Origin of the sequence: Polynucleobacter sp. AP-Sanab-80-C2 (genome assembly GCF_035012965.1) — a bacterium.
Lineage (GTDB): Bacteria > Pseudomonadota > Gammaproteobacteria > Burkholderiales > Burkholderiaceae > Polynucleobacter.
Genome location: NZ_JAYGQS010000006.1, coordinates 58,373 through 70,787, shown reverse-complemented (window position 1 = coordinate 70,787; position 12,415 = coordinate 58,373). Strand labels below are relative to the sequence as shown.

General features: G+C 47.1%; 9 protein-coding genes. 3 read left to right on the top strand and 6 right to left on the bottom strand.

The window, feature by feature from the left end:
* The first annotated feature begins 4 nt into the window (after window positions 1–4).
* Window positions 5–820 (top strand): 3-methyl-2-oxobutanoate hydroxymethyltransferase, encoded by an 816-nt coding sequence (panB, locus tag VC178_RS09990; RefSeq protein WP_323482429.1) that lies wholly within the window; start codon window positions 5–7, stop codon window positions 818–820.
* Here panB and dnaJ read toward each other — a convergent pair whose 3' ends face one another.
* The 5 genes from dnaJ to hrcA form a co-directional block, all read right to left on the bottom strand.
* Window positions 821–1,960: a molecular chaperone DnaJ gene (gene dnaJ / locus VC178_RS09985; protein WP_323482428.1), complete on the bottom strand. Its 1,140-nt coding sequence runs from the start codon at window positions 1,958–1,960 to the stop codon at window positions 821–823.
* Between the two features lie 111 nt (window positions 1,961–2,071).
* Entirely contained in the window at window positions 2,072–4,003 is a 1,932-nt protein-coding gene (gene dnaK / locus VC178_RS09980; RefSeq protein WP_215295751.1) for a molecular chaperone DnaK, read from the bottom strand.
* Window positions 4,004–4,196: 193 nt separating this feature from the next.
* On the bottom strand, window positions 4,197–4,745 hold the full coding sequence (grpE, locus tag VC178_RS09975) for a nucleotide exchange factor GrpE (RefSeq protein ID WP_215295752.1): 549 nt from the start codon (window positions 4,743–4,745) through the stop codon (window positions 4,197–4,199).
* 66 nt (window positions 4,746–4,811) lie between these two features.
* The gene (gene hemH, locus VC178_RS09970) at window positions 4,812–5,912 is read right to left on the bottom strand and encodes a ferrochelatase (RefSeq protein WP_416350551.1); all 1,101 of its coding nucleotides are present in this window, start codon (window positions 5,910–5,912) and stop codon (window positions 4,812–4,814) included.
* 35 nt (window positions 5,913–5,947) lie between these two features.
* Complete coding sequence (gene hrcA / locus VC178_RS09965) at window positions 5,948–6,958, bottom strand: heat-inducible transcriptional repressor HrcA (RefSeq protein ID WP_216178343.1); 1,011 nt, start codon at window positions 6,956–6,958, stop codon at window positions 5,948–5,950.
* A 37-nt stretch (window positions 6,959–6,995) separates the two neighbouring features.
* Here hrcA and VC178_RS09960 point away from each other — a divergent pair, with 37 nt between their 5' ends.
* Together VC178_RS09960 and recN are read left to right on the top strand one after the other, a co-directional pair.
* A complete protein-coding gene (locus tag VC178_RS09960) occupies window positions 6,996–7,901 on the top strand; it encodes an NAD kinase (RefSeq protein ID WP_323482426.1) in 906 nt (301 codons plus the stop codon).
* A 26-nt stretch (window positions 7,902–7,927) separates the two neighbouring features.
* Entirely contained in the window at window positions 7,928–9,598 is a 1,671-nt protein-coding gene (gene recN / locus VC178_RS09955; protein ID WP_323482425.1) for a DNA repair protein RecN, read from the top strand.
* Between the two features lie 6 nt (window positions 9,599–9,604).
* Here the strand turns inward: recN and glnE are convergent, their stop codons facing one another.
* Complete coding sequence (glnE, locus tag VC178_RS09950; RefSeq protein ID WP_323482424.1) at window positions 9,605–12,409, bottom strand: bifunctional [glutamate--ammonia ligase]-adenylyl-L-tyrosine phosphorylase/[glutamate--ammonia-ligase] adenylyltransferase; 2,805 nt, start codon at window positions 12,407–12,409, stop codon at window positions 9,605–9,607.
* Window positions 12,410–12,415 lie beyond the last annotated feature (6 nt).

Here is a 12,415-nt window from a genome sequence, read left to right as displayed (position 1 = left end):
CGCCATGGGTTACTTACAAGGCGACAAGCCAATCTCCATTACTAAGCTCTTGGCAATGCATGCTGAGCAAGAAAAAATCACGATGCTGACTGCATATGATTCGACGATGTCTGCATTGTTGAATCGCTGCGGGGTTGAAGTCATCTTGATTGGCGACTCTTTGGGTAATGTGATTCAAGGTCACTCTAGCACTACACCCGTCACTGTTGAGCAAATGGCTTATCACACTGAGTGTGTGGCGCGTGCCAATACCCATGCATTTTTAATTGCCGATTTACCATTTGCTAGCTATGGCGATCCAGTGCAGGCTTTAGATGCTGCAGCAGATCTCATGCGCGCCGGTGCTGATATGGTCAAGCTGGAAGGCGGAGATTGGCAAGTAGAGATCATTCAATACCTAGTTGGGCGTAGCGTTCCTGTTTGCGCCCACCTCGGATTACTGCCTCAATTGGTTCATGTCTTGGGCGGCTATAAGGTGCAAGGCAAATCAAAAGATGCCGCAACCCTCATGTTGGAACAAGCCATTGCGTGCCAAGAAGCCGGCGCTCAAATGGTAGTTCTAGAAGCCATCCCTTCATCACTGGGTGAAAAGATTACAGCTGAACTACATATCCCGACGATCGGCATTGGTGCTGGCCTTAATTGCTCAGGTCAAGTATTGGTATTGCAAGATATGCTGGGCATCAGCCCAGGTAAGCCTCCTAAGTTCGTGAAGAACTTTATGGAAGGCCAGCATTCGATCGAAGCTGCTATTAAAGCCTATGTACGGGAAGTGAAGTCCGGAAAATTTCCCGGACCCGAGCATAGCTTTGCTGGCTAATTAACTAAAGAAACTCTTTACACCGTCAAACCAGCCTTTTTGCTGCGGGCTATGCTTATCCCCGGCAGATTTTAGACTATCGTCAAACTGTTGCAGTAATTTCTTTTGCTCATCAGTCAACTTCACTGGCGTCTCTACCAAAACATGCACGAACAGATCGCCAACCAGTGCTGAACGCAGCCCTTTTATACCTTTGTTCCGTAAACGGAATGTTTTACCGGTCTGCGTACCTTCAGGAATCGGAAATTCGACGCGACCTGATAAGGTTGGCACTTCAATCTCGCCACCAATAGTTGCTATCGCAAAAGAGATTGGCATCTGCACATGCAAGTCACTACCGTCACGTTCAAATACTGGATGCGGCTTCACCCGCACTTCTACATAGAGATCTCCAGAGGGGCCGCCATTAATGCCAGGCTCCCCATTACCAACCGAGCGAACACGCATACCATCATCAATACCCGCGGGGATTTTGATTTCAAGTGTTTTTTGTTCTTTGTGTTTGCCTGTGCCATGACAAGTCTTGCAGGGCTTCGGAATATATTCACCAGTGCCGCGACACTTTGGACAGGTTTGCTGCATCGAGAAGAAACCTTGTTGTACACGGACTTGACCATGACCATCACAGGTAGAACACTTCTCCGCTTTGGAGCCAGGCTCAGCACCAGTGCCGTGACAAGGTTTGCAGTTACTCCAACTAGGCACCCGAATCTGGGTGGTATGCCCCTCAGCAGCTTGCTCAAGACTAATGTCCATGTTGTAGCGTAAGTCAGCACCTTTGTAGACCTGTGGACCAGACTGACGACCGCCACCTTGACCAAAGATATCTCCAAAAATATCTCCAAAAGCATCTGCGAAGCCACCGCCAGCAAAACCGCCACCCCCAAAACCCCCACCACCCATAGATGGATCTACACCAGCATGGCCATACTGATCGTATGCAGCGCGCTTGTTGGGATCGGTCAGCGTTTCGTACGCCTCCTTTACTTCTTTAAATTGGGCTTCAGCCGTTTTACTATCGGGGTTGCGATCAGGGTGATACTTCATTGCCATTTTGCGATAGGCTTTTTTGAGCTCTTCATCGCTAGCACCTTTTGCTACACCAAGCACTTCATAAAAATCGCGTTTACTTTTAGGCACGGCCTATTCCTCTCTACAACCTGAATGACACAAGTCGGCACGGGGCCGACTTGTTATTTAAGCACTGCAAAACTACGTTAATGAGTATGTAATTGAATGTCTAGCATTCGCTTACTTCTTATCATGAACTTCTTTAAAGTCAGCATCAACAACATCTGCGTCTGGAGCAGCTTTAGCTTCGCCGCCAGGGGCTGCACCAGCTGCAGCGCCAGCCTTCGCTTGCTCAGCAGCCATGACTTTTTCGCCCAATTTCTGACTTGCTTTACCCAACGCTTCGGTCTTGGCTTCAATCGCTTCTTTATCGCTGCCTTTGATCGCTTCATCCAACTCTTTCAGAGCTGCTTCAATCGCTTCTTTTTCAGCAGCCTCTAAGCTAGCACCATGCTCTTCTAAAGCCTTCTTAGTAGAGTGAGCCAAGGCATCTGCAGTGTTACGAGCAGTGACTAGCTCTAATGCTTTCTTATCTTCAGCAGCATTGGCTTCAGCATCTTTCACCATGCGTTGAATTTCTTCTTCAGTCAAACCAGAGTTTGCCTTGATGGTGATCTTGTTCTCTTTACCAGTGGTTTTGTCTTTTGCAGTGACGTGCAAAATACCGTTAGCATCAATATCAAAAGTCACTTCAATTTGTGGCATACCGCGTTGCGCAGGCGCGATGCCTTCAAGATTAAATTCACCAAGCAACTTATTAGCCGCAGCCATCTCACGCTCACCCTGGAAGCACTTAATCGTTACTGCAGGCTGATTATCTTCGGCAGTCGAGTAGACCTGTGAATGCTTGGTAGGAATCGTCGTGTTCTTTGGAATCATCTTAGTCATGACGCCGCCAAGAGTTTCGATACCCAATGACAATGGGGTAACGTCCAAGAGCAATACGTCTTTACGATCGCCAGACAATACGGAACCTTGAATTGCAGCACCTACTGCCACTGCTTCATCTGGGTTAACGTCTTTGCGTGGCTCTTTGCCAAAGATTTCTTTTACTTTGTCTTGAACCGCAGGCATACGAGTTTGACCGCCGACCAAAATCACGTCGTCGATATCTGCTACGTTCACGCCAGCATCTTTAATTGCGGTTAAGCATGGGCCAGCTGTGCGCTTAATAAGCTCTTCAACCAAAGACTCTAACTTGGCACGAGTCAACTTCAAGTTCAAATGCTTAGGACCACTAGCATCAGCCGTCACATATGGCAAATTGATTTCCGTTTGCTGCGCAGATGACAATTCGATCTTGGCTTTTTCTGCAGCATCTTTCAAACGTTGCAATGCCAAAACGTCTTTGCTCAAATCCACGCCTTGTTCTTTCTTGAACTCAGCAATGATCCAGTCAATGATGCGCTGGTCAAAGTCTTCACCACCCAAGAAAGTGTCGCCATTAGTAGAGAGCACTTCAAACTGCTTCTCACCATCCACGTTAGCAATCTCAATGATGGATACGTCGAATGTACCGCCACCCAAGTCATACACAGCGATCTTACGATCGACTTTGTCTTGTTTGTCTAAACCAAATGCCAATGCAGCAGCAGTTGGTTCATTGATGATGCGCTTTACATCCAAGCCAGCAATACGACCAGCGTCTTTAGTTGCTTGACGTTGGCTGTCGTTAAAGTAAGCAGGGACCGTAATGACCGCCTCGGTCACTTCTTCGCCGAGATAGTCTTCGGCAGTCTTTTTCATCTTGCGTAAGATTTCAGCAGAGACTTGCTGTGGTGCCATTTTCTTATCACGCGCTTCAACCCAAGCATCACCGTTATCAGCAGCAATAATTGAATAAGGCATCAAGCCGATGTCTTTTTGCACTTCAGGATCTGTAAATTTACGACCCATTAAACGCTTCACTGCGTAGATGGTGTTCTTAGGATTCGTCACTGATTGACGTTTAGCTGGCGCACCAACCAATACTTCGCCATCTTCAACATAGGCAATGATGGATGGAGTTGTGCGAGCGCCTTCTGCGTTCTCGACCACTTTAGGTGCATTGTTTTCAACGACTGAAACGCACGAATTCGTGGTTCCCAAGTCAATACCGATGATCTTTCCCATAATTGCTCCAAAAAATTAAGTTACTTTGTTGTACTTCTAGTCTGTTTTAGGCAACTCATCTGAACCGCCGCGAATATTCCAATACTCAATAAATGGGGTCTAAAAAAGTGAATTCAAGGGGTGAAATAGCAAAAAAGGCAGAAATCTGCCTTTTTTATCCCTTTTTTGAGGTTTTAGCCCTTATTGATGCGGCTTATTTCGGGGCGCTGACCGTCACTAAAGCAGGTCTGAGGACTCGATCGGCCACGGTATAGCCACGCTGGAGCACCGAAACTACGGTATTAGCTTCCTGCTCAGAAGGCACCGAAGCAATCGCTTGATGGTGGTGTGGATCAAATTTATCGCCCACCGCAGGATTGATTTCAGTCATGCGTCCCTTTTCAAAAGCGGATAAAAGCTGCTTTAAGGTGATTTCTAGGCCTTCTTTAAAAGCCTTCGCATCACCCGCATCCGTACTCAAGGCCGCATAGAGACTATCGGTCACCGGAACTAAGTGCTCAGCAAAACTCTCAATCGCAAATTTGTGAGCCTTGGCAACGTCCTCAACAGCACGGCGACGAATATTTTCACCTTCAGCCTTGGCACGCAAAAAGTTGTCTTGCAAATCAGACACCTGCTGATGGAGTTCAGCAATTTCTTGCTCAGGCGTTTTGATAGCCGGCGTTTCTGCTGCAGCATCCGCCGCTGGCTCAGTTGCAGGATTGTCTTGCTCTGGTGAAGGATTTTGATTTTCTTGTGTCATAGACGCTATTTTACTTTTCTATCAAAGTGGCTAGTGCTTCTTCATATTGGGATAATTCGCTTTTTTTCAAGACTTAGATTTTTCGGCTAGCGTTGCTCTTTCGTTCCGCTTAGCTAATTCAGCTTCAGACTCAGTCCCCAAAGACCACCCTAGTAAGTGCTGATAGGCAATATCACGCAGCGCCTTGATCCACTTAGGGTTGCTGTTTAAGCAGGGAATATAGCGATAGTCTTTGCCGCCATGCTCTAAGAAAGATTCTCTTGCTTCCATCGCAATCTCTTCTAAGGTCTCAAGACAATCTGCCGGAAAGCCGGGACAAAAAATATCTACTCGCTGGCAACCATCTTTAGCCAAGTTTTCGATCGTTAGCGCCGTGTAAGGCTTTAACCATTCCGCTTTTCCGAAACGGGACTGAAAGGTAACGATGTATTGACCTGGCTCTAAACCCAAAGACTCCCCAAGCAATCGTCCGGTCTTCAAACATTCGCAGTGATAGGGATCGCCCTGCATTAAATTGCGCTTGGGCAGGCCATGAAATGACATCACAAAACGATCACCCTTTGCAAAATCAGGCCTTCCATCTTGATCCCAATGACTGAGAACTTGATCACGCAGTGCTGCAATGTACGCAGGGTTGTCGTGATAGTGCTTTACCAAACGCAGCTCCGGCTGATCACGCCAAGTACTCAGAACACGGAATACTTCATCAAAACTTGAGGCGGTAGTGGTAGCTGAATATTGTGGGTAAAGGGGCAATAACAGTAAACGCTCCATCCCTTGAGCCTTCAGGCTCTCTAGGACCTCTTGGGCAGAAGGCTTGCCATAACGCATCGCCAAATCAACCAAAACAGTATGGCCCTCATTCGCAAACTTCTCCCCCAACTCTTTCGCTTGCAAGCGCGAGTAATGCATGAGTGGCGAACCGAATTGTGGCAACCAAATAGATGCATATTTTTTTGCAGAGGCACTACTGCGAATTGGCAAAATAATGCCATTCAAAATAAACCACCAAATAAAGCGTGGAATTTCTACGACGCGTGGATCCGAAAGAAATTCTTTCAAATACGATCTCACCGCTTTTGCTGTTGGCGCAGCTGGCGTACCCAAATTCAATAAGAGCACGGCTGTTTTAGAAGCGCGTAAGTGGGGATTTTGATTCAAAGTAATTTCTCTAGTAAATAATTTTCAGCATCAATGTGGACTCAAGAGCTCAAGGCGCCTGATAATAACTTAGAGGTGATATCCACAATCGGAATCACTCGGTCATAAGCCATACGGGTTGGTCCAATGACGCCTAAGGTGCCCACGATCTGACCATCAACGCTATACGGAGCGCTGATGACCGCTAGGTCCTCATATGGCAAAAGATCACTCTCGCCACCTATGAAAATCTGAATACCGTCGGCATGGCTCGATACGTCTAGCAACTGCATCAAGACCGATTTTTGCTCCAACATATCAAACATCTTGCGCAATTTATCAAGGTTAGAACTTAAGTCTCCTACATTCAGTAAGCGACGCTCACCAGAGAGCACCATCTCACCGCGACTCATATCGTAATCCGCAACACCACTTTGCAAGGCTAAGGCCATCAAACCAGAAATATCGGCACGCAAAGTATCGAGGTCAGATTTCAAATGTTGGCGCACTTGCTCAAAACTTTTGCCAGCAAATTGTGCATTAATGTAATTTCCCGCCTCAATCAATTGACTTGGTGTGTAGTCTTGATTTGTTGGCAAGATACGATTTTGTACATCACCCTCGGGAGTCACCATGATGAGCAAAATCTTGCCTTCACCCAAACGAAGAAATTCAATATGTTTAAAAACTTGGGCACGCTTTGGTGTCATCACCACACCAGCAAAATGGGTGAGATTAGACAGAATCTGGGCGGCTGAATTCAAAACCCTTTGTGGGGAGTCTGGCAAAAGCCCTTTTTCAACCTCACGGGCGGCGATCTCTTCGAGAGGACGAACCGTCACCATGGTGTCCACAAACAAGCGATAACCCCGTGGTGTGGGTATTCTGCCGGCAGAGGTATGAGGGCTAGTCACCAAGCCCATATCCTCTAGATCAGCCATGACATTGCGGATGGTGGCAGCAGAGAGGTCTAAACCCGAAAACCTTGAAAGCGTGCGCGAGCCAATAGGCTGACCCTCCTCGATATAGCGCTCGATGAGGGTTTTAAGTAAGGCGCGGGAACGTTCGTCCATGGTGGAAGGGATTTTATGCCTATGGTTTAATCGTTATATGTTAAGCCCATCCCCCAATTCCTCCAAGAAGGCATTTAGCCGGGTGGCACTCGTCGGCAAATTTCAAGCGGACGGCATTGAAGATCACCTGCGAGACCTGGCTAAATTGGTCTCAGGCTTGGGCTGTGAGGTCTTTATTGAGGCCGATACAGCCACTCACCTCGGTTTGAGTGACTATCCGACTAAAACCGCACAAGACTTTACTGGGGCAATTGACCTAGTTGTGGTTTTGGGTGGTGATGGCACCATGCTGGGCATTGCTCGCCAATTAGCAGGCAGCCATGTTCCCCTCGTGGGAATCAATATGGGTCGCCTTGGTTACATGACTGATATCCCGATTCAGTCTGTACAAACTACTTTGCCCAAAATTATTGCGGGCGACTATGAAGCGGATACTAGAACTCTCCTGCATGCTGTTGTTCTGCGTGACGGCAAGAAAATCAACCAGGGCTTAGCGCTTAACGATGTTGTTGTGAATCGCTCCGGCATTTCTGGGATGGTAGAGCTTGCTGTTCATGTCAATGGCTCCTTCATGTACAACCAACGCTCTGATGGTTTGATTGTCTCTACCCCGACTGGTTCAACTGCCTATGCACTTTCTGCTGGTGGCCCGATTTTGCATCCACATGTAGCAGGCATATTGCTCGTACCAATTGCGCCACACTCACTTTCCAATCGACCCATTGTTTTGCCACAAGATAGCGTGACGGTGATTGAGGTAGTCAACGGACTTGAGGTGATCGTCAATTTTGATATGCAATCACAAACAAATTTGCAAAGTGGCGATAAGGTTGAGGTGCGCCAATCCGACAAAACAATCGATCTGTTACACCCCAGCAATCACAGCGACTACAAAACTTTGCGTGAGAAATTGCACTGGAATGAATACCCATCGACTTTCTGATGTCGAGTTTATTGCTACGCTAATACATGCTTCAAACTATCTCCCTTCGTGACTTTGTCATTGTTGATCAGCTTGAACTCGACTTCGCTAGTGGCTTCACGGTGCTCACTGGTGAAACTGGGGCTGGTAAATCTATTTTGCTAGATGCCTTAAGCCTTGTCCTGGGTGAACGCGCAGATAGCAGTCAAATTCGTGAAGGTAGCAATCGTGCAGAGATTTCTGCCCTCTTTCGCATTGACGCAGAACTTATTCAATCCTTTGGCCAATGGTTAGATGCTCAAGGCTTCCCAGTTGAAGATAATGGTCAGAGTCTATTGCTCAAAAGAACTATTGAGAGCAACGGACGCAGTCGCGCTTTTATTAATGGAAGTGTTGCCACGCTAACTCAGTTGCGTGAAGCAGGCGATCAGTTGGTCGACATCCATGGGCAGCACGCGCATCAACTTCTTTTAAAGGGCGGCGCCCAACGTGAGCTCTTAGACCGTCATGCTGGATTACTGCCACTAGCCACAGAAGTGGCACAAGCCTTTAAAACACTGAACGATTCTCGTCGTCGTTTAGAACAAGCAGAAAATGCTGGTCAGGATGTTGAGCGGGAACGTGAAAGACTGCAGTGGCAATTAGAAGAACTCACCGAGCTCGCTCCACAAGAAGGTGAGTGGATCAACATTCAAAGCGAGCATGCTAGATTGGCTAATGGCGCCAAGCTAATTAGCGGCTGCCAAGAAGCTATAGACATATTGAGTGACGCGGACAACTCTCTAGAGTCTTCTCTATCTAAGGTCTGCGGCAATATCAGCGCCTTAGCCGAACATGACCAAGCCTTAAGTGGCATTAGCGAATCCTTGGAGAGTGCGCAAATTCAGCTAGATGAGGCGATTCATGGATTAAATCGCTATCTCCAAAAAATTGATTTAGATCCCGCTCGCCTTGAACAAGTCGAAGAACGTATGCAGGCCCTGCACAGTACTTCTAAAAAATATCGCACTGAAGTAGAGGCATTACCAACACTGCTTTTGGAAACTACCGAACGCTTGGAGGCACTGACTGCCTCACAAAATATGGATGCCCTCCGAGAAAAAGTAAAGCAAGAAGAGGCGGCCTATCTCAAGCTAGCAAAGCAACTCTCCCAAAAACGCAGTAAGGCAGCTACAGACCTAGGTCAGTTAGTGACAGATGCTATGCAAAATTTATCGATGGCCGGCGGACGTTTGGAGATTGCCCTATCGCCACTTCAAGAAGGTGGCTCGCATGGTCTCGAGCAAATCGAGTTTTTGGTGGCAGGCCATGTAGGCAGCACTCCTCGCTCATTAGCCAAAGTAGCATCGGGTGGAGAACTGGCTCGTATTAGTCTGGCAATTAGCGTGATCACCAGCAAAGCTTCATTCACCCCTACCTTGATATTTGATGAGGTCGACGCTGGTATTGGGGGAGCTGTTGCAGAAACTGTTGGCAAACTTCTACATCAGTTGGGTCAGTCCCACCAAATTCTGTGCGTTACCCATCTCCCGCAGGTAGCCGCCCAAGGCAATCATCACCTTAAAGTCAGTAAATCTCAAAGTGGCGATAAGACTGTGTCACAAGTTCAATCGCTTGGAAGAACAGAACGAGTAGAGGAAGTTGCCAGAATGCTAGGTGGCGCTACCATTACCGATACCACCCGTCGCCACGCACGCGAACTACTTGAGCAAGATTAAATTGATTTAAACGCTGGAAGGCGCTTTAAAAATTTCTTGCCACAGTTGTAAGACACAATCCCTAGCATTCAAGAGTTCAGGCTCAATATCCAACAGAATACGAGTTTTTTCTGCACCGTCTAAACGTAAACGGTGTTGACGCGCTCTTAATAAACGATAAGCGTCACCAACCTGTTCAGCACTAACGCCCTCGATTAGGCCCACTTCACCAGCAATTCGCAGTAAAGCAATATTGCCAAGATTGCCTATCAGCTGGGGATATTGATTTGCATAGGCTAAGACTAAGAACTGCACCATAAACTCAATATCTACCATGCCGCCAGCATCGTGCTTTAAATCAAAATTCCCAGTTCCATTGGGATGCCCCTCATGCACCTTGCGACGCATAGCCAAAATCTCAGCACGCAAATGATCTACATTGCGCTTCTGACTCAAGACTTCTGAACGAACTGCATCAAACTCAATACCAACTGAAGCATTACCAGCAGCAAAGCGAGCACGAGTTAAAGCCTGATGCTCCCATACCCAGGCGGCGTTGTCACCTTCACGCATCTGATATTTTTTAAACGCTTCCGTATTGGTCACCAAAAAACCAGCTGACCCATTGGGACGAAGGCGAGTATCAATTTCAAATAAGCTTCCGGTCGCAGTAAAGGTCGTCAACCAATTAATCATACGTTTAGCTAACAGCGCGTAAATTTCTTGGGCGGCATAATCGTTTTCACTCGACTGATATAAGAAGACCAAATCTAGATCAGAGGCATAGCCCAATTCTTTACCGCCCAACTTACCATATGCAATCACAGCAAAAGCGGCGGCTTTATCAGCGGGTAAGCCATACTTTTTCGCTACGGTAGGCCAAACGCGTTCAAGGGTAGCTTGCAAAATCAAATCCGCTAAAGCAGATAAATGATCGCTAACCTTTTCTACAGGAAGAGCGTGGTCCACCCCTATTCCCAAATCTGCTAGCAAGGTAATGAAGGTTTCGGTGTGATGGGTCACGCGCAAAATATCCATTGCCTGTTCTGAACCATCGCCATCAGCCATGACATCGTCTAAACGAATATTTAAATTCATCTTTACTTCATGCCAATAGTCTTCTGGATGCTCAATCAGCGACCTTTCAGTACGAGAGTTCAGTAAATAATCTAATAAGTGTGGATGCTGGGTGAGGTACTGCGCGCCCCACTGAGATGCTTGGAGCAAAGCTAAGATATTCAACAGCGCCTTTGGATATTCGGCCAGGATAGATAAATAAGCGCTACGTCTCACAATGGCTTCGAGTAAATCGAAGAAGTGCAATAAAGTTTGATCTGCAGTCGCTAACTTACTATCTTCAGCCATCAAAATTTCTGCAGCACTACGAATTAAGTTATCAAAAATCAAGCGACTTTTATCTGGTAGCTGCTTTACCTTGGGGCTTGCAATCCATGATTGCCAATGGAGCAAGGACTTAGGAAAACAGGCTGCATCTAACTCCCAGTCATGACTTAAGGGTGCGAGATCCAGACGATTTTCATCATCTAATACAAAGGCTTTTTCAAATAGACGCGCTACATTATTTTGATGACGCTCTAACTCCGTCAAAAAACTTGACTCGTCTGAGAAGCCCATAGTATCAGCCAAACGAGCACGCACAAGCGCATCATCTGATAAATAATGGGTTTGCTGATCATCCCAAACCTGAATGCGATGCTCAAGGCGTCTCAGAAAAATATAGGCATCTTGTAGCTCATCAATCTCTTGTGCTGGCAATATGCCGCGCTGCTTGATAAGAGTAAGCACTTGTAATGTGGGACGCACTCTAAAACGAGGATCAGTACCACCCCGCATCAGTTGAAACATTTGCGCCAAAAACTCAATTTCCCGAATACCGCCGCGACCTAACTTAATGTCGTGTGATCGACCTTGATGTCCAGTAGATCGCTTCTCTGCCTCTTGCTGTATTTGTGCATGCAGATCTCGAATGGAGGCAATCACGCCATAGTCCAAATGCCGGCGATACACGAAGGGCCGAATCAGTTGCTCGAGGGCTTTTTCACAATGGGCAAAATCATGTGAGTCAGGCAAGGGCGCAATAAGCCTACCTTTAATCCAGGCGTAACGCTCCCACTCCCTGCCCTGTACTAGTAAATATTCTTCCAACATATCGAGACTACATACCAAAGAACCAGAGTCCCCATTAGGTCGTAAGCGCATATCGACACGAAATACAAAACCATTCGCGTCCACCTCTGATATGACCCTCATGAGGCTTCTCCCCAAACGGGTGAACCACTCGTGATGGGATAAGCTTTTGGGACCACCTTGCGTCTCACCCTCATGCTCATACAAAAAGATCAGATCAATATCCGATGACAGGTTGAGCTCATACCCACCCAACTTACCCATACCCACCACCATCAAGGGCATTTCACTATTGGTTGAAAGACTCCAGGGCAGTCCAAAGCGATCTTGCAAATCTCTGCGCAGAAATACAATGGAATCAGCAATCGCTAGTTGGGCAAAATGGCTGAGGCTATGCGTGACCTCCTCTAAATCAGCCATGCCATTCAGATCACGAAAGGCCACCCATAGCATGAGGCGTTGACGAGCCAAGCGCAAATTGGCCATCCATCGCGCCTCATCATGCTCGCTACTCAGACTATCGACCTTACAGGTCTCAAGTAGACCTTGAATCCCGGGCAAATCAATTTTTTGGTGTCCATGGGCTTTTAGCCACTCAAGCCACTCGGGTTTGGCATGGAGCCAACGCCGCGCGTAATTGGAGTGCTGCTCTAAAAACGCAGTTTGCCTAGAAATATTATCCATACCCCC